The 17,052-nt window shown below is 68.5% G+C and carries 14 protein-coding genes and 1 riboswitch; of the genes, 4 read left to right on the top strand and 10 right to left on the bottom strand.

Annotation, left to right across the window (positions count from 1 at the left end; all coding sequences use genetic code 11):
- Window positions 1-135 precede the first annotated feature (135 nt).
- Complete coding sequence (locus tag SLW56_RS06790) at window positions 136-747, top strand: TetR/AcrR family transcriptional regulator (RefSeq protein WP_017910473.1); 612 nt, start codon at window positions 136-138, stop codon at window positions 745-747.
- Window positions 748-1,127: 380 nt separating this feature from the next.
- Here SLW56_RS06790 and SLW56_RS06785 read toward each other — a convergent pair whose 3' ends face one another.
- The 3 genes from SLW56_RS06785 to SLW56_RS06775 all read right to left on the bottom strand — a co-directional run bounded on the left by SLW56_RS06785 (window position 1,128) and on the right by SLW56_RS06775 (window position 6,144).
- On the bottom strand, window positions 1,128-4,055 hold the full coding sequence (locus SLW56_RS06785; RefSeq protein ID WP_267092591.1) for a TonB-dependent receptor: 2,928 nt from the start codon (window positions 4,053-4,055) through the stop codon (window positions 1,128-1,130).
- Window positions 4,056-4,274: 219 nt separating this feature from the next.
- Entirely contained in the window at window positions 4,275-5,135 is an 861-nt protein-coding gene (locus tag SLW56_RS06780; RefSeq protein ID WP_148827644.1) for a hypothetical protein, read from the bottom strand.
- Window positions 5,136-5,250: 115 nt separating this feature from the next.
- Window positions 5,251-6,144: an Hsp33 family molecular chaperone HslO gene (locus tag SLW56_RS06775; RefSeq protein WP_026143742.1), complete on the bottom strand. Its 894-nt coding sequence runs from the start codon at window positions 6,142-6,144 to the stop codon at window positions 5,251-5,253.
- A gap of 81 nt (window positions 6,145-6,225) precedes the next feature.
- Between SLW56_RS06775 and mtgA the strand changes: the two genes are divergently transcribed.
- The 3 genes from mtgA to SLW56_RS06760 all read left to right on the top strand — a co-directional run bounded on the left by mtgA (window position 6,226) and on the right by SLW56_RS06760 (window position 8,569).
- Window positions 6,226-6,969, top strand: a complete 744-nt coding sequence (gene mtgA / locus SLW56_RS06770) for a monofunctional biosynthetic peptidoglycan transglycosylase (RefSeq protein WP_320694590.1) — start codon at window positions 6,226-6,228, stop codon at window positions 6,967-6,969.
- A gap of 189 nt (window positions 6,970-7,158) precedes the next feature.
- Window positions 7,159-8,181 (top strand): glycosyltransferase family 2 protein, encoded by a 1,023-nt coding sequence (locus SLW56_RS06765; protein ID WP_148827664.1) that lies wholly within the window; start codon window positions 7,159-7,161, stop codon window positions 8,179-8,181.
- The gene (locus SLW56_RS06760) at window positions 8,141-8,569 is read left to right on the top strand and encodes a CBS domain-containing protein (RefSeq protein WP_043090869.1); all 429 of its coding nucleotides are present in this window, start codon (window positions 8,141-8,143) and stop codon (window positions 8,567-8,569) included. The genes SLW56_RS06765 and SLW56_RS06760 overlap by 41 nt, the downstream gene beginning before the upstream one ends.
- Window positions 8,570-8,720: 151 nt before the next feature.
- On the opposite strand, the gene SLW56_RS06755 is transcribed toward SLW56_RS06760, so the two are convergent.
- From SLW56_RS06755 to SLW56_RS06725, 7 genes are all read right to left on the bottom strand, one after another.
- A complete protein-coding gene (locus tag SLW56_RS06755; RefSeq protein WP_320694541.1) occupies window positions 8,721-10,676 on the bottom strand; it encodes an AsmA family protein in 1,956 nt (651 codons plus the stop codon).
- 52 nt (window positions 10,677-10,728) lie between these two features.
- Window positions 10,729-11,400 carry a hemolysin III family protein gene (locus tag SLW56_RS06750; RefSeq protein WP_017912941.1) on the bottom strand — a complete coding sequence of 224 codons (672 nt, stop codon included), beginning with the start codon at window positions 11,398-11,400 and terminating at the stop codon, window positions 10,729-10,731.
- 109 nt (window positions 11,401-11,509) lie between these two features.
- Entirely contained in the window at window positions 11,510-13,114 is a 1,605-nt protein-coding gene (locus SLW56_RS06745) for a peptide chain release factor 3 (RefSeq protein ID WP_295910404.1), read from the bottom strand.
- A 75-nt stretch (window positions 13,115-13,189) separates the two neighbouring features.
- Complete coding sequence (locus SLW56_RS06740) at window positions 13,190-14,563, bottom strand: hypothetical protein (RefSeq protein WP_267083630.1); 1,374 nt, start codon at window positions 14,561-14,563, stop codon at window positions 13,190-13,192.
- Window positions 14,560-15,459, bottom strand: coding sequence for an ABC transporter ATP-binding protein (locus SLW56_RS06735; protein WP_267098230.1), 900 nt, complete (start codon window positions 15,457-15,459; stop codon window positions 14,560-14,562). The genes SLW56_RS06740 and SLW56_RS06735 overlap by 4 nt, the downstream gene beginning before the upstream one ends.
- A 7-nt stretch (window positions 15,460-15,466) precedes the next feature.
- Window positions 15,467-15,856, bottom strand: a complete 390-nt coding sequence (locus SLW56_RS06730) for a GntR family transcriptional regulator (RefSeq protein ID WP_017910488.1) — start codon at window positions 15,854-15,856, stop codon at window positions 15,467-15,469.
- A gap of 67 nt (window positions 15,857-15,923) precedes the next feature.
- Window positions 15,924-16,658, bottom strand: coding sequence for a M23 family metallopeptidase (locus SLW56_RS06725; RefSeq protein WP_267122527.1), 735 nt, complete (start codon window positions 16,656-16,658; stop codon window positions 15,924-15,926).
- A gap of 244 nt (window positions 16,659-16,902) precedes the next feature.
- A riboswitch (SAM riboswitch) is annotated at window positions 16,903-17,021 on the top strand.
- Window positions 17,022-17,052: the final 31 nt, after the last annotated feature.

Here is a 17,052-nt window from a genome sequence, read left to right as displayed (position 1 = left end):
GATAGTATGGTTGCTCTGCGCGGCATGTCAATACGATGCAGTATGGGTGCGAAAAGCCAATGCTGCCGGGCATTTGCGCCGCCCTTGTGAAGGCCACATACTGCAACCGACGTCCCCGTATGGTTAAATCCACGGATGAATACCGCGCCCGCTCCTTCCTCCGACGACGGCGCCGCTTCCGGCGGTGGCCGCAACAACCGGCTCAGTGCCGAAGACTGGGCGCAGGCCGCCCTGGACCTGATCGCCGAACAGGGCGTCAGCGCGGTGGCGGTGGAGCCGCTGGCGCGGCGCCTGGGCGTCACCAAGGGCAGCTTCTACTGGCATTTCCCCTCGCGCGATGCGCTGCTGCAGGCCGCGCTGGAGCGCTGGGAACTGGTCGAGCAGCAGCAGGTGTTCGGCAGCCTGGAAGAGGTGCCGGATCCGCGCACGCGGCTGCGCGCGCTGTTCCAACTGGTCGCGCACGAGGTCAAGCCGCACATCATCTACAGCGAGTTGCTGAAGGCGCTCGATCATCCCGCTGTGCGGCCGGTGATCGACCGGGTCTCGCAGCGGCGCATGGAGTATCTGATCGCCTCGTTCCGCCAGGCCGGGCTCAGCCGGACCGATGCGCAACATCGCGCACGCCTGGCCTATGCCGCCTACGTCGGCTTCCTGCAGCTGTCGCTGCAATTGCACCAGCCCAAGCAGGCGCGCGAGGACTTCGAAGCCTACGTCGAACACGTCATCGTGACCTTGATTCCCGGCTGATCCAGTTCGTCGTACCGACGCATCGCACCAGTCGGCTGGCGCGATGGATCAGTGCGCTATAGGACTCCGAAAACGCTTGGGCCCTGGGATCGTCCAACGATACAGGGACGTTGTGCATGCATCGTCATATGTGCGCAACGCGCACCGCGCTTGTTCCAGTCAGGCGCGCGGCGCATTGAAGTTCCGCGCATGCCATTGCCGTGTGCGAATGTCGCTGCCGTTTGCGGGGTGCTGCCCATGTTGCGGCGGGCGCTGCAGCATCTCCACAGATTCATGCGTGCGCCAAGCGCGTGCGCTGCCGCTTCCCGTTACGCAACTCGCAAAAAACAACGGCTCCTTGCGGAGCCGTTGTGGTGACACGTTTACCGATCGCCAGGCGATCAGAAGCGCTGCTGGTACTTCATGTAGATGAAACGGCCGATGTCGTAGCCGCCGTAGTACGAGTAGCCGGAGGCCGGCTGCGAGTACGACGGAGCGGCGTAGTGCTCGAACACGTTGTTCGCGCCGACGGCGATGGTCGCATTCCACGGGGTGTTGTAGCTCACCTGCACGTCGTGGAAGACGTTGGCGCCGATGCGGTTGACCGGGTAGGTCGCGCCCGCGTACTCCGGAGCGGTGAAGTTCGGCTCGCTGCAACGGTCGTCGAAGTAGCACTGCTCCTTGGTGCTGGAGTAGTAGCGGGTGCTCCAGGTGACCGCCCAGTCGTTCATCTGCCAGGTCAGGCTCAGGTTCGAGCGCAGACGGAAGTAGCTGCCGTTCTTGTTCTGGTAGCCGTTCTGCTGGCTCGGCGGAGTATCCGAGTTGTCCTGCTTCAGCTCGTTCTTGGCCACGTAGCTGCTCAGCCACGCCGCGGTGAAGTTGCCGTACGCGGTCTCGAAGCGGTAGGTGACGTCGAGGTCGTAGCCTTCCGTTTCCTGGTAACCGGCGTTGCGCAGACCGAAGGCCAGCGCGGTGATGTTGCCGGCGGCGTTGCGGGTGAAGCCGGTGCAACGCGAGGCGATGCCGCGCAGGTAGCAGTCTTCCAGCAGCGTGGTCGGGTCATCGGAGACGATGGTGTTCTCGATGCGCACCTTCCACCAGTCCAGCGACGCGTTCAGGCCGGTGACGAACTCCGGGCTCCACACCAGACCCAGGGTCTTGGAGGTGGAGGTTTCCGGGGTCAGGGTCGGAGTCGAGCCGGAGGCGAACGGGACGTTGCTCTGCTCGCCCGGGCCGTTGGCCGGCGCGGTGCCCGAGGCATTGAGCTGGCGGAAGCCCGCCGGCACCACTGCCGCGCAGCGCGCATTGCCCGCCGCCGTGCCGAACTTGGTATCGCACGGATCGGTGTAGTACTCGAAGCTCTGCGACAGGCCGCCGTACAGGTCGGCGATGGTCGGCGCGCGGAAGCCCTGTGCCCAGGTGCCGCGGACCAGCAGCGAATCGATCGGCTTCCACTTGAAGCCGAACTTGCTGTTCACGGTGTCGCCGAAGTTGTCGTAGTCGGAGTAGCGGCTGGCCAGCGACAGACTCAGTTCCTTGGCGAAGGCCACGTTGGCCAGCAGCGGCACCTGGAACTCGGCATAGACTTCGTCCAGGCTGTACTTGCCGCGGGTCGGGCCGGCAGCCAGGTCGGTGGAGATGCCGGTTTGCGCCATCGCATCCGGAGAGAAGCTGCCGCTTTCCTGGCGGTGCTCGACGCCGACCGCCACGCCCAAGTCGCCTGCCGGCAGGGTCACGATGCTGCCGGAGATGTTGGCGAAGAAGTTCTTGGTCTCGGTCTTCGAGATCGCCTGGCCGTCCTGGTACAGGAACGCGCGCACGTTCGGATCGCTCAGGCCATTGGCGCCCTTGTAGCCTTCCGGCAGCAGGGGATTCCACGGGGTGCAGTTGCCGCCCGAAGTGCCCAGCGCGATCGGATTGGCGGCCGAGCCGCACTGCGCCACGCCGCTGCCGTTGATGAAGGACGGGCCGGTGGCCAGGCCGACGGCGTAGGTGTTCAGGTTGCCGGTGCTGACCTGCACACCCTTGTTCTGGTTGTACAGATAGCCCGCGTCCCAATCCCAGAACTTGCCTTCGCCCAGCTCGAAGCTGCCGCTGAAGGCGCCGGTGAAGCGGTAGGTGGTGAGGTTGTTGCGCACTTCGCGCGGCACTTCCCAGCCGCGACGCACGTACTGCACCGCCTGCGGCGCGGTGCCCGGAGGCAGGCCGCCGGTGGCCTTGTTGCCGACCGGATTGAACACGCTGTCGGCCGACAGGCCGTTCTGCGACAGCACGAAGTTGGCGCTGTTGAACGGATAGCCGGAGTTCTGCGCGAACGACTCGCGATCGGTGTACAGGACGCTGGTGTCGAAGCGGATGTTGTCGGTGAAGTTGAAGGTGCCGTTCAGGAACGCGGACTTGCGCTCGATGCCGCTGTACACGGTCGAGGCCAGCGCCGGGTTGGACACGTCGGAACTGTCCAGCGCGCGGTAGCTGTTGATGTTCGCCGGATCCAGGCCCGGGACATCGCGACGCAGGGTACGGGTGACGGTCTGGCCCGCGCCGTTGCGGTAGGCGAAACGGCCGTACTGGCTGGTGCCGGACAGGCCGCCCGGCCGCGACTCGGAATCTTCGCCGGTCGGGAAGCGGGTGCGGCTGAACCAGCGGTCGCGCGCCCACACCGGATCTTCCTTGGTGTACTCGACGCCGGCGGTCAGCGAGCCGCGCTCGCCGGTGCTGCCGATCATGAAGTCGTAGACCTGACGCTGGCCGTCGCCCTGGCCCCACTGGCCGACGTAGGCGTTGGCTTCGGCGCCGTCGAAGTTCTTGCGGGTGATGATGTTGATCACGCCGGCGATGGCGTCGGAACCGTAGATGCTCGAGGCGCCGTCCTTCAGCACTTCGATGCGCTCGACCGCCACTGCGGGGATCGAGGACACGTCCTGCAGGCCGCCGTTGGTGCTGCCGAGGCGCTTGCCGTCGACCAGCACCAGCGTGCGCGATGCGCCCAGGTTGCGCAGATCGATGTAGTAGCCGCCGACGGCTTCGCCGGAGGACAGCGGAGAAGTGCGGCTGACGGCCGGGGAGCCGGCGGTGGGGATGTTCTGCAGGATGTCGGCGACCGACTTGAAGCCCTGCTTCTCGATCTGGTCGCGGCTAATCAGCAGGACCGGCTGCGCGGTCTCGGTGTCGACCTGGCGGATGCGCGAACCGGTGACTTCGATGCGATCCAGGTTGGTGGCGCCGCTGCCGCTCGCGTCCTGAGCGACGGCTGCGCCCGCGGTGCCACCGGCGCCCACGACAAGCGCGAGCACCACTGCATCACGCAGGGTGTTGGTCTTGCAATTCATTAGCTCTCTCTCCGAAAGATTGGGTAAAGCCCAAGGTTTGCCTGTGGGCGGAATCGAAAATGCGATTCCAAATCCCTTCAGGGTGCCTGGATGTTATCCCGGTCGGAGGAAGAATTAAAGTCCCGTTAACAAAGCGGTGTTTTGACGTGAATTGGAGTAAAAATCACGTATCCATCACAAAATGCGGTGTGATGAGGCGGCGCTTGCCGCAAGTGGTCGCTACAGATCCTGCTCGTAGCGCACGTAGGGGATGGTCCCCTCTTCGGTGCTGATGTTGTTCGGCGAGAACGGGTTCTTGCCGCGGGTGATGACGTTCTCGGCCCCCACGGTCAGCTGGCCGCTCCACGGGGTACGCCAGGTCAGGCCCACGCCCAGGCCGGTCCACTTGCCGGGTTGGCCGGGGGCGTCGACGACACGGCCGATCACGTTGGCGCTGAACGAGCCGTAGCCGCCGCCGATGCTGAGGCTCTTGCTGTCCCAGCGGTCGAGCATGGCCGGGGTGGCGTCGGCGATCGGCACCAGGCGGGCCTTGGCGTAAGTGCCGCCGATCGAGACGAAGCCCTCGCGGCCGATGTTCTGCTGCGCGAAGACGGTCAGGTCGTTCTGCTCCATCCGCATCGACGGCGTCTTGTTGGCGCCGGCCAGCCAGGCGGGGAGGTTCTCGCGGCCGGTGCCCGCCGACAGCGACAGGCGCCCGCCGGGGCGGTTGAAGGTGGTGGTGGCGGCGACATGGTGGCCGGTGGTGCCGTCGTCGTCGCCCAGGCTGGCCAGCATGCAATGGCTGGCCAAGCCGCTGATGCTGCCGCCGCTGGCGCTGTTGCACAGCAGGCCCAGCGAGTCGCCGGAGGACAGGCCGAACGCGGCATCCAGGGAGTTGCGGCCGAAATGCCAGCGCGCGCCGACCGCCTGTTCGCCGGTGGGCTCCAGGTACAGCAGCGCCTCGACCTTGCCGCTGCCCTTGTTCCAGACCGGCAACACGGTGCGGTCGTGACCAGTGGCGGGCTTGCTCTGCGCGTGCGCACCCGTGCTCGCCGCGAGGGCGATCAGCAGGGCGAGCGGTAGGCGCAGGAAGGGTCGCATCAGCAATCTGAGACTTGGGGCGGGCATGAAAGTTCCCGCCGGACAGGGTGGTCGATGCTAGAGGGTTTATGTTTCTTTAACAAGTCGGACTCCCCGGTCGCGACGCGCGTTTCAGCTAGTGCAAGCGCTCCGAGGACGTCGGTTCAGCCTGCGTTACGGCAAACAATACTCCGAATTCCGTCAAGGGGAAGTCATAGTGGCGGCCGCAGAACTCGCAGCGGATCTCAACTTGGCCGGTCGCCTCGGCCGCCGCCCGCGCTTCCTCCTCGCCGAGCGAGCGCAGCATCGCCGCGACCCGCTCGCGCGAGCACGAGCAACCGAAGCGCAGCGGGCGGTCGCCCAGCAGTTCCGGGGTCTCCTCGTGGAACAGCCGGTGCAGCAGGGTTTCGGCCGGCGTGGCCAGCAGTTCGGCCTCGCCGACGGTCTCGAACAGCGCGCCGGCGCGGTTCCAGCCGTCCTCGTCGCCGGCGTCGCCCGGCAGCTTCTGCAGCAGCAGGCCGGCGGCGTGCGTACCGTCGGCGGCCAGGATCAGCCGCGTCGGCAACTGCTCGGACTGGCGGAAGTAGTCCTCGAAGGCTTCGTCCAGCTCGGCCGAGGACATTGCCACCAGACTCTGGTAGCGCTGCGGTTCGCGGGGGTCCAGGCCGGGGTTCTCGATGGTGATCGCCAGCAGGGCATCGTCGCCGAGCACGCGCAGGTCGCGCGGCGCGTCCTGGCCTTCGCCCAACTGGACGATGCCGCGCAGCGTGCCGGCGGCGGTGCACTCGGCGAACAGGGTGCGCAGCGCGCCCTGGCTGCGCAACTGCACCGACAGGCGCCCGTCGACCTTGGTATGGCCGGTGAACAGGGCCGCGGCGACGCAGGCCTCGCCCAGCAGTTCGGTGGCCGCGGCGGGATAGCTGGCCGGCGCCAGGATCTCGCGCCAGGTGTCGTGCAGGCGCACGTGCACGCCGCGCACGCCGGCGCCGGGGAGCAGGAAGCGGGTCAGACGATCGTCGGAAGAATGCATTGCGGCCTCGCTGCGCATGGGAAGATGGCGACCGCACGAGAGTGGATCGTCACGGTGGACCAGATCGAAGAAAGCATAGGAATGGGGGCGGGGCGCCGCGATGCAAGTGGCGCCCTTCCGGCGCGTCCACGGGCCAGGCGCTGGCGGCGCTGGCTGCTGCTGGCGCCGTTGCTGTTCGTGCTGGCGAGCGTGTCGCAGGTGTTGCTGCTGCGCTTCGTCGACCCGCCGTTCTCGGCGATGATGCTGGAGCGCCAGCTTGGTGCCTGGGCCAGTGGCGACTGGTCGTACCGCATCGCGTACGACTGGCGCGATACCGCGCAGATCGCGCCGAGCCTGCCGATCTCCCTGGTCGCCGCGGAGGACCAGCGCTTCCCAAGCCATCACGGTTTCGATCTGGATGCGATCGAGAAGGCGCGCGACCACAACGCGCGCGGCGGCCGTCTGCGCGGCGCCAGCACCATCAGCCAGCAGGTCGCCAAGAACCTGTTCCTGTGGCAAGGCCGCAGTTGGTTGCGCAAGGGCCTGGAGGCCTGGTACACGGTGCTGATCGAGGCGCTGTGGTCGAAGCAGCGCATTCTGGAGGTGTACGCCAACGTCGCCGAGTTCGGCGACGGCGTGTATGGCGCACAGGCGGCGGCGCGCAGCTTCTGGAACAAGGACGCGGCGCAGCTGACGCCGGCGCAGAGCGCGCTGCTGGCGGCGGTGCTGCCGGCGCCGCAGCGCTACAACGCCGCGCGTCCCGGCCCGTACGTGCAGGCACGCGCCAACTGGATCCAGCGCCAGACCCGGCAACTCGGCGGGCCCGCCTACCTGCAGGCACCATAGGCTTGAAGCCCCTCTCCCACCGGGAGAGGGGTTGGGGTGAGGGTACGGCGGCGCGCGCGAATTGGGCTCGGCGGTACCCGTACCCTCATCCGCCCCTGCGGGGCACCTTCTCCCAGTGGGAGAAGGGAGGAGTTCGTCGGGCGCCGCGCGCCGCTGGTGAACGTGCAGGCCGCTCCGTACCATCCGCCGATGGAATCCGAACGTCTTACCGTCGTCGTCACTGCGTTCAACGAGGCGCAGACCCTGCCGCTGTTGCACCCGCGCATCGTCGCTGCGCTCGACGCCGTGCCGGGATTGGAGGGGCGGGTGCTGTACGTCGACGACGGCAGCCGCGATGCGACCTGGGAGACGATCCAGACGCTGGCCGCGTCCGATCCGCGGGTCGGCGCGCTGCGCCTGTCGCGCAATTTCGGCAAGGAACTGGCGTTGACCGCCGGTCTGGACTGCGTCGATCGCGGCGCGGCGATGCTGCTGGACGCCGATGGGCAGGATCCGCCGGAACTGATCGGACAGTTCGTCGCGCATTGGCGCGCCGGCTACGACGATATCTACGGTACGCGCCTGGTGCGCGAAGGCGAGGGCTGGCTCAAGCGCGGCACCGCGGCGCTGTTCTACCGGGTGATCGGGCGCCTGTCGAAGACGCCGATCCCCGCCGATACCGGCGATTTTCGCCTGCTGTCGCCACGCGCGCTGGCCGCGCTGCGGCAATTGCGCGAGCGCCACCGCTTCATGAAGGGATTGTTCGGCTGGATCGGTTTCCGCCGCCTGGCGGTGCCGTACCGGCGTGCGCCGCGGCTGGCTGGGCGCAGCAAGTTCAGCCTGTGGCGGTTGTGGAACTTCGCCCTGGACGGCATCACCGGCTTCTCCACCGCGCCGTTGCGGGTGGCCACCTACCTGGGCCTGGCGACAGCGGTGGGCGCCTTCCTGTTCGCGATCTGGGTGGTGGTCAAAGCGGCGCTGTGGGGCGACCCGGTGGCCGGCTGGCCGACGATGATGGCGGTCATCCTGTTCCTGGGCGGCGTGCAACTGATCGCGCTGGGCCTGATCGGCGAATACCTGGGCCGGCTGTACGAGGAATCCAAACAGCGACCGCTGTACCTGGTGGAGACCTGGCGCGCACCGGGCGAAGGAGTATGCTCGGCCGTGCGATCCAGCGAACCGGGAGGCAGCGATGCGGACGGTACGGCAGGTCTTGAGCGAAAAGGGCAATGAGATCCACGCGGTCGCGCCGGACACGGCGGTGATCGAGGCGCTGCGGCTGATGGCCGCCAAGGGCATCGGCGCGGTGCTGGTGCTGCAGGACGGACAGTTGTCCGGGATCCTGTCCGAGCGCGATTACGCACGCAAGGTGGTCCTGCAGGACCGCTCCTCGGCGACCACGCCGGTGCGCGACATCATGAGCAGCAGGGTGCACACCGTGGACCCGTCGCAGAGCGTGCAGCAGTGCATGGAACTGATGACCGGGCAACGCATCCGCCACCTGCCCGTGGTGGACGCCGGCACCGTGATCGGCGTGATCTCGATCGGCGACCTGGTCAAGGCGGTGATCGAAGAGCAGCGCGAGGAGCTGGATCAGTTGCAGGAGTACATCAGGAGCTGAGGGGCTGGGAATCGGGAGTGGGGAATCGGGAATAGGAAGTCAAAAGCAACGATCCCCTGCAGCCATCCGTGCATCGTCGCCTGACAAGATCGATACGCGGAACGCGCTTTTGCTCTCGCGATTCCCTATTCCCTATTCCCCACTCCCGGCTTCAACGGCCGCACTGAATATCCTTGCCCGGCCCGGTCTCGATGGTGGCCAGCAGCGCCGCTGGCGGGGCGATGCTGCCCAGGGCGACAGCGATCGCGCCGCGCAGGCCCAGGGCCTTGAAGTCGGGGCGGAAGCTCGGGTCCTTGAAGGTGCCGCCGACGCGCAGCGGCGAGCGCAGGGCGAGGATGCTGCGATCCTTGGGTTGCGCCTTCAGCAGCAGGTCCAGGCGTTCCTGGCCCAGGTCGATGGTGCCGCTGCCGACCAGCAGGGTGTCGGTGCTGTCGAAGGCCAGGCCGCGCGAGGTCATCACTCCGTGCTGCACGCCGAAGTCGCCGAACGCGCAGCGCACCGGGATCTCGCGGTCCTTGGTCACCAGGTACTTCAGCGATTCGGCGATATCCAGCCCGGCCAGCTCCATCACCAGGTTGCTGATGCGGCCCTTGCCCATGCCGACGGCGACGCTGCCGTCGGCGCTGCCCAGCATCTGCGCGATCGAGTTGCCGCTGCCAGCCAACGCGATCTCGCCGCCGATCGCGCCCGCCGCTTCCTTGGCCAGTTTGCCGTCGGGGAACAGCTTGCCCAGTTGCACGCCGCGGATCGACACCTGCGCGCGAGTGAACAGGGTGGGCTTGCGCGCATCCATGCGGATGTCCGAGCGCAGATCGCCGCCGGCCACGCCGAAGTTCAGCGGTTGCAGGAGCAGCACGCCGTCGTCGAGCTTCAGGTGCGCGTCCATGTCGTCCAGCGGCAGCGACGGTGCATTGATGCGCTGCGCCTTCCAGCGCACGTCGGCATCCATCGCGCGCAGCTTGCCGAGGTCGTATGGGGTGGACGGCAGCACCTTGTCGGTGGCGGCGAGCTTGGCTGCCTGCGCCTTCTGCTCGGCATTGGCGGTCTCGCCGGCGCCGGTGCGCGGCGGTGCGCCGACGAAGCCGGCCAGGTCGTCGAAATCCAGCCGCTGCGAACGCAGGTCGGCGCGCAGGAACGGGCGTTGCCCAGCGGTATCGATCTGCACGGTGCCGGCCAGGTCGCTGTCGCCGGCGCGGCCGCGGAAGTCCTGGTAGCGCCAGCGATCGCCGTCGCGCTGCAGGCGTCCGTCCAACTGGTAGGGCGGGGTGGAGGGGATGGCGATGCCCAGCAGCGGATACAGGTGGGCCATGTCGGTGCCGGCCAGTTGCAGTTGCAGGTCGAACACGCGCAACTGGAACGGATTGGTCAGGGTGCCGCGCATGTGCGCGCGGGTGCTGCCGGCGCTGCCGCGCAGGTCGACGCGGAACGGATGGTCGCTCTCGCTCAGTTCCAGCGGCGAGGCGGTACTGCCTTTCAGGGTGAAGGGATTGCCGCGCCAGCGGCCGTCGCCGCTGACCGCGATCGGCGGGGCGGCATCGCCACGGCGGCGCTGCCCGACCTGGCTGTCGACGGCGATGTCGATCTCGGTGCGCCCGGCCGGATCCTGGAAGCGCAGATGTCCCTGCTGTACCAGCAGGGCGCCGAGCACGACCGGATGGCCGCCCTCGGACTGGCCGAGCACCCAGTTGCCGGGCTGTCCGTTCGGTCCGGTTTCCAGCAGCAGATCGGGCTTGGTCAGGCGGATCTCGGGGATGCGCAGGCGGCCGCGCAGCAGTGGCCACAGCGCGATGTCCAGTTCGGCGCGGTCGGCGCTGGCCATCTGCGGCTGCTTCGACCAATCGGCGTTGGCGAAGCGCAGGCGATCGCCGCGCACGGTGACGATGCGGCCCAGGTCCACGTCCAGGTTGCCGTCGATATGGAAGGCGCGGCCGGTGCGTGCCTGCACCGCGCGTTCGACCGGCGCCTTGAACCAGTTCCAGTCGAAGATCAGGATGATGACCAGCAGGAGCAGCACCAGCGCGCCGAGCACGAACGGCCAGCGCCGCAGGCGGCCGTCGTTGCGCCGCCAGGGCCAGGAGCGGGATGCGGAAGCGGGGTCGCGAGCCATGCGGCCATCCTAGGCAGCCGCCGTGCACGGGGTGCGAAAGCGATCGGCCGTCTCAGAGCACCTGGCCGGTCACCGCCACGAAGTGGCAGACGCTGCCGGCGAGGACGAACAGATGCCAGATGGCGTGGAAGTAGCGCACGGTGTCGCGCTGGTAGAAATACGTGCCGAGGGTGTAGAACAGACCGCCGGCCAGCAGCCAGCCCAGGGTCCAGGCGTCGACGGAGCGTAGCAGCGGTTCGATCGCCACCACGATCAGCCAGCCCATCGCGATGTAGAGGATGGTCGACAGCAGGCGGAAGCGACCAGTGAAGAACAGCTTGAAGATCACCCCGGCCACGGCGATGGTCCAGATCGCTGCGAACAGGCCCCAGCCCCACGGGCCGCGCAGGCCGATCAAGGTGAACGGCGTGTAGGTGCCGGCGATCAGCAGGTAGATCGCGCAGTGGTCGAAGATCTGCAGGCGCGCCTTGGCGCCGGGATGCGGGATGGCGTGGTACAGCGTCGAGGCCACATACAGCAGCAGCAAGGTGACGCTGAACACGATAGCGGTGGCGAGCTGCCAGCCGTCGCCGTAGATGGCGGCCAGGGTGATCAGCACCGAGCCGCCGGCCAGCGCGGCGATGGCGCCGAGGCCGTGGGTCAGGGCGCTGGCCAGTTCGTCGCGCCAGTCCGTGGAAGGCTGCGCGTCGGCGTTCGAGTAGGCGGGCGACCGGTCTGCATCCATGGGCCCGCACGGTACCGCAATTGCGAGCGGTTCGCATCCGCTGCGGCGCAACACCGCGCCGCCGGTTGGGCGTGCGCTCAGCCGGCGCACGCCCGCGGTCACATGGCGGTCATTCCACCGCCACGCTGTGCGCGTGTTCGCGCGTGGCGGCGAAGCGCACGTCCGGCGCGCGTTCCTGCGCCAGTTGCAGGTTGACCCGGGTCGGCGCCAGGTAGACCAGTTCGCCGGCGGCGTCGATGCCGAGGTTCATCGCGTTCTTCTCGCGGAACTCTTCCAGCTTCTTGGGGTTGTCGCAGTGCACCCAGCGCGCGGTGACCACGCCCACCGGTTCGAAGCTGGCGTCCACGCCGTACTCGTCTTTGAGCCGGTAGGCGACCACGTCGAACTGCAGCGTGCCGACCGCACCGAGGATCAGGTCGTTGCTCATCAGCGGGCGGAAGAACTGGGTGGCGCCTTCCTCGGACAGCTGCGCCAGGCCCTTCTGCAACTGCTTGAGCTTGAGCGGGTCGCGCAGGCGCGCGCGGCGGAACAGTTCCGGGGCGAAGTTGGGAATGCCGGTGAACGACAGCGACTCGCCTTCGGTGAAGGTGTCGCCGATGGAGATGGTGCCGTGGTTGTGGATGCCGATGACGTCGCCGGGATAGGCCTCGGCGGCGATCTCGCGGTCGCTGGCCATGAAGGTCAGCGCGTTGGCCAGCTTGACCTCCTTGCCGGCGCGCACGTGCAGGGTCTTCATGCCGGCGGCGAAGCGGCCCGAACAGATGCGCATGAACGCGACGCGGTCGCGATGCTGCGGATCCATGTTGGCCTGGATCTTGAACACGAAGCCGGTCAGCTTGTCCTCGCCGGCCTGCACCTGGCGGCCGGTGGTGGCGCGCGGCTGCGGCGGCGGCGCGTGCTCGGCGAAGAAGTCCAGCAGCGGCTGCACGCCGAAGTTGTTGACGCCGGAGCCGAAGAACACCGGGGTCTGCTTGCCGGCGCGGTAGGCGTCCAGGTCGAAGGCGTGGCTGGCGCCCTGCACCAGTTCCAGTTCCTCGCGCAGGTCAGCCAGCATCTGTTCGCCGATCTTCTCGGCCAGGCCGGGCGCGTCCAGCGACGGGAAGATGGTCGAATCCTGGCGGGTGAAGTTGCGGCCGGGTTCGTACAGGTGCACTTCGCCGGTCACCAGGTGCACCACGCCCTTCAGGCGCTGGCCCATGCCGATCGGCCAGGTCACCGGCGCGCACTCGATGCCGAGCACGGTCTCGACCTCGTCGAGCAGGTCGATCGGATCCTTGCCCTCGCGGTCGAGCTTGTTGATGAAGGTCATGATCGGCGTGTCGCGCAGCCGGCACACCTCCATCAGCTTGATGGTGCGCTCTTCCACGCCCTTGGCCACGTCGATCACCATCAGCGCCGAGTCCACCGCGGTGAGCACGCGGTAGGTGTCCTCGCCGAAGTCGGCGTGGCCGGGGGTGTCGAGCAGGTTGATGATCTTGCCTTCGTACGGGAACTGCATCACCGACGAGGTCACCGAGATGCCGCGCTCCTTTTCCAGCGCCATCCAGTCCGAGGTGGCGTGGCGCGCGGCCTTGCGGCCCTTCACCGAGCCGGCCATCTGGATCGCCCCGCCGAACAGCAGCAGCTTTTCGGTCAGCGTGGTCTTGCCGGCGTCGGGGTGGGAAATGATGGCGAAGGTGCGGCGGCGCGCAGCTTCGGTGGCGACTTCGGACATGGGCGGCACGCCCGGAAGGGCGTCATCGGCAACGGAGGAAGCCCGCGATTATAGCGGGCTTCCCGCGGCGGCCGTTCAGTTGAGCAGCCAGGGGTGCGGGCGCTTGCTGGATTGGCGTGCCACCAGGTTGTAGACGATGACCATGCCGAGCAGCAGCAGGCTCCAGGCCGGCGCCAGCCAGTGCGGCGCCACCGCGCGGGGCAGGCCGACCTGGCCGATGCTGATGGCGCCCAGCAGCGTCAGTGCGCAGTGCGCCACGACCAGCGCCAACACGCTGCGCGGCCAGCGCAGGCAGGCCAGCAGGATGGTGCTGGCAAGCAGGGTCCCGGTCAGGGTGATCGACACCGTCAGTGGGTAGTAGGCGGTCGGGGCGTGTCTGAGCAGCCCGAGCAGCCAGGACAGGCCCAGCCACGGCAGCATCGCCGCGATCGCGCATTTCAGCACCACCTGGTTGAACAGCGTGCCGATCTGCCCGGGTGCGCCCAGGCCGGGCAGCAGGGCGCTTTCCATCAGGCCGAGGTTGCCGTGCTTGCGCCACAGCCACAGTCGTTGCAGGAACTTCGCGCTGGACAGGTTGGCCATGACGTTGGCCAGGATCAGCGGCAGCGTCGGCGATTGCGTGCCCACCAGCAGCAGCGTCCACAGCAACACCAGCGACGGCATGACGAGGACGGCCAGCGCGGTGCCGGCCGCGCTGCCGGGAGCGAAACCTGGACCGAGTGCGAAGCGCATGGCGCGTTCCGGTGCGCCGTGCAGGTCCGAGGGAACGCTGGGGCGCGCGATGCCCTGCATCCACCCACGGCGCCCGGTTTGCGATGCGACCACCTGCCTGATCGCGCCATCGCTGGGCAGGCGCGGCTGCAGGTTCATCCACAGCGGACGCAGCCACGGCGCGAGCGCGACGGGCCGAGGCGTGCTGGCGCGGCGGTACGCCCACGTCGCGCCCGCCACACACGCCGCAGCGATGACCAGCATGGTGCTGCGCGGGTACGCGTCCAATGGCACGCCGACCCAGTAGTGCAGCATGAAGCCGAGGGGCGGCAGACACAGCAGTGCGGTACTGGACCACGCTGGCGCTGTCGCCAGCAGCAGCCCGCCGGACGCGCACAGCAGCAGTGTCGGTGCCGTCAGACTGGGATCGCTGCCGCGCGGCGTGTAAAGCAGGACCGGCAACAGCACGGTGCCGGCCACCGCCAGTGCGAACAGGCGCGCGAAGCGCTTGCGCAGCCCCGGAAGGCGCAGACGATGCGCCTGCTCGAGCAGGCTCAGCAAGCGTGCGCCGAGTCGTGCCCAGAGCAGCAGCACGATGGGGCAGGTCAGCACCAGCGGCGATGGTGGATTGTCGACCCACGTCAGGGCCAATGCCGCGGCGATCACACAGGGGTAGACCCATCGGGTCCTGCCCGATGCCGCGTACAGCAGGCGCAGATCGGCGAGCAGGCGCTTCATCCCGCCACCTCGATGAACAGGTCCTCCAGGCCGAGCCGGTCGATGCGCAGACCGGGCACGCCGAGCAGGGCGGAAGGCGGTTCGCTGGCGTGCAGCAGTACGGCGGTGCCGCCGTCGGCGCTGCGGCGCCGTGCGAGTTCGCCGCGCAGCACGGCGTCGCCGAGCAGCGCGGCGGCGGCCGGCGGCAGCGTGAGTCGCAACACGCTGTCCTTGAGTTCGTCCAGCGGCTGGTCGAGCAGCAGCCGGCCCTGGTGCAGGAAAGCCACGCGCGATGCCACCCGTTCCAGGTCGCTGACGATGTGGCTGGAGAACAGCACGGTGGTGCCGGCATCGCAGGTTTCGGTGACGATCTCGCGCATCAGGTCGCGGCGCGCCACCGGATCCAGCGCCGAGGCCGGTTCGTCCAGCACCAGTAGCGCCGGCCGCGCCGCCAGCGCCCGCACCAGGGCCAGGCGCTGGGCCTGGCCGGGCGAAAGCGTGTCGATGCGCTGGCGGCGGTCCAGTTCCCAGCGCTGCAGCAGCGTGTCGGCGCGCTGCGGGTCCCAGTGCGGATAGAGCTGCGCGGCGAAGGCGAGCAGTTCCGCCACGCGCATCCAGCCGAAGGCCTGGGGCTGCTGGGGCACGAAGCCGATGCGCGCCTTGCGCGCGTCGTCCAGGCGCAGCGCCGGACCGCCGAATACCCGCGCCTGGCCGCGCTGCGGCTGCAGCAGGCCGAGCAGGCAGGCGAGCAGGGTGCTCTTGCCGGCGCCGTTGCGGCCGATCAGCCCGACCACCTCGCCGCGCCCGATCTGCAGGCCCACGCCCCGCAGCACGTCGCTGGCACCGAACGCCAGGTGCAGGTCGTGCGCCGCCAGCGGCAGGTCCATGTCCAGATCGGTCTGGATTGCGCTTTGCATCGCCACGCTATTCATCGCCAGGTTCTCCAAACAACTGTTCAAGACGTTCGATCACGGGAGGCGCCGGCAGGCCCAGTTCGCGGCAATGCCGGACCAGTTCCTGTAGCCGGGGTTCGATCAACTCCAGGCGCTGCCGTTGCGGTGCGGCGGCGGTCGCGGCCACCGCCATGCCGCGGCCGCGCAGGCGTTCCAGCACGCCCTCGGCTTCGAGCTGGCTGTAGGCGCGCGAGACCGTCATCGGGTTCACCGCGTGGACCGCGGCGACCTCGCGCACCGAGGGCAGGCCGTCGCCCGGGCGCAGTTGCCCGGCGGCGACCAAGCGGCGGATCTGCTCGGCGATCTGCCGGTAGATCGGCTCGGGGGCGCTGGGTTGCACGTGGAGGTGGGTTGCATCCATGTGTATTAATACATCAATACACTTGGCGGATGTCAATGCGTTTGCCGACGAACGGCAGGCGGCGCGCTCAGGGTGGGGCGGGGTGGGCGAAGCGCAATTCGCCCAGCGGGCCGGCCATCCGGAACGGCACCGATTCCAGGCGCAGGCCGCGGTTGAGCTGGACGGCGAAATGCAGGTGCGGGCCGCTGCTCAGGCCGGTGTTGCCGGACAGGCCGAGGCGGTCGCCACGCTGCACCGCCTGGCCCACCCGCACCTGCACGCCGCCGGGGGCCAGGTGCGCGTAGATCGCCATGCTGCCGTCGGCGTGCACCACCCGCACCAGATTGGCGGCCTGACCCAGGCGCGGGTCGGTGCCGGATTCGCGGAAGTCGTCGCGCACCTCCATCACCACGCCCGCGCGCGCGGCCAGCACCGGCGTGCCGTCGGGCAGGGCGAAATCCAGGGCATAGGCGTTGGCCGGGTCGCGATGGCTGAAGGCGCCGCCGAAGCCCTGGTCGATGCGTACCGGGCGATCGGCGAAGGGCAGGGCATACAGCACCGCGTCGGCATGGGCGCGCGGCGAACCGGGGACGGCCTCGATGCGCAGTCGGGCGCCGTCGCCGCCGGCCTCGGCGAGGTCGCCGGGGGGATACAGGCGCGCGACCACGCGGCGCTCGCCGGCGGCCAGCTCCACGGTCAGCGGCAGCGCGGGGACGGCGGTGAAGCCGGCGCTGTCGCCGAGCAGGCGGATCTGCACCGGGCCGCCGAGCGGATTGCCCAGTGCGACCTCGCGCAGGCCGCTGTCGCGGGCGGTCACCTGCAGCCACGCTGGCGGTGGTTGTGGTTCGGGTCGCGGGGCATTCCATCGCAGCAGCGGCTGCGCGGGTGCGCCGGTCACTGCCGCCAGCGACAGGACCACGGCAAGCCAGCGGCGGGGGCGGCGTCGGCGCACGGGCAGGGGCAGCGATGGGGAAAGCGGAGTATGGCCGAGGCCAGGGATCGAAAAATCATATCGCTTCATCCGAATAAAGAGATTGACATGGCCGAAAATCGCTGGCATCGTGGCTCCACCATCGAGACCGGCGGAGGGACAGGCCCTTTGATGCCGGGGCAGCCAGCGGACGCGCAAGCGCCCGTGTAGGTGCCAAATCCTGCGGGGACCCACGCGTCCGCCGAAAGATGGTTCGATCCATGCCCTCTGCATGGCGAACGCGAGC

Origin of the sequence: Xanthomonas sp. LF07-6, from assembly GCF_034105445.1 — a bacterium.
Lineage (GTDB): Bacteria > Pseudomonadota > Gammaproteobacteria > Xanthomonadales > Xanthomonadaceae > Xanthomonas_A > Xanthomonas_A sontii.
This window is presented reverse-complemented; position numbering and strand designations above follow the sequence as displayed.

Bases quoted from the DNA above. Each gene is read 5' to 3' on its own strand.
- SLW56_RS06790 (WP_017910473.1), top strand. From the start codon at position 136: ATGAATACCGCGCCCGCTCCTTCCTCCGACGACGGCGCCGCTTCCGGC.
- SLW56_RS06785 (WP_267092591.1), bottom strand. From the start codon at position 4,055: ATGAATTGCAAGACCAACACCCTGCGTGATGCAGTGGTGCTCGCGCTT.
- SLW56_RS06780 (WP_148827644.1), bottom strand. From the start codon at position 5,135: ATGCGACCCTTCCTGCGCCTACCGCTCGCCCTGCTGATCGCCCTCGCG.
- SLW56_RS06775 (WP_026143742.1), bottom strand. From the start codon at position 6,144: ATGCATTCTTCCGACGATCGTCTGACCCGCTTCCTGCTCCCCGGCGCC.
- mtgA (WP_320694590.1), top strand. From the start codon at position 6,226: ATGGGGGCGGGGCGCCGCGATGCAAGTGGCGCCCTTCCGGCGCGTCCA.
- SLW56_RS06765 (WP_148827664.1), top strand. From the start codon at position 7,159: ATGGAATCCGAACGTCTTACCGTCGTCGTCACTGCGTTCAACGAGGCG.
- SLW56_RS06760 (WP_043090869.1), top strand. From the start codon at position 8,141: ATGCGGACGGTACGGCAGGTCTTGAGCGAAAAGGGCAATGAGATCCAC.
- SLW56_RS06755 (WP_320694541.1), bottom strand. From the start codon at position 10,676: ATGGCTCGCGACCCCGCTTCCGCATCCCGCTCCTGGCCCTGGCGGCGC.
- SLW56_RS06750 (WP_017912941.1), bottom strand. From the start codon at position 11,400: ATGGATGCAGACCGGTCGCCCGCCTACTCGAACGCCGACGCGCAGCCT.
- SLW56_RS06745 (WP_295910404.1), bottom strand. From the start codon at position 13,114: ATGTCCGAAGTCGCCACCGAAGCTGCGCGCCGCCGCACCTTCGCCATC.
- SLW56_RS06740 (WP_267083630.1), bottom strand. From the start codon at position 14,563: ATGAAGCGCCTGCTCGCCGATCTGCGCCTGCTGTACGCGGCATCGGGC.
- SLW56_RS06735 (WP_267098230.1), bottom strand. From the start codon at position 15,459: ATGCAAAGCGCAATCCAGACCGATCTGGACATGGACCTGCCGCTGGCG.
- SLW56_RS06730 (WP_017910488.1), bottom strand. From the start codon at position 15,856: ATGGATGCAACCCACCTCCACGTGCAACCCAGCGCCCCCGAGCCGATC.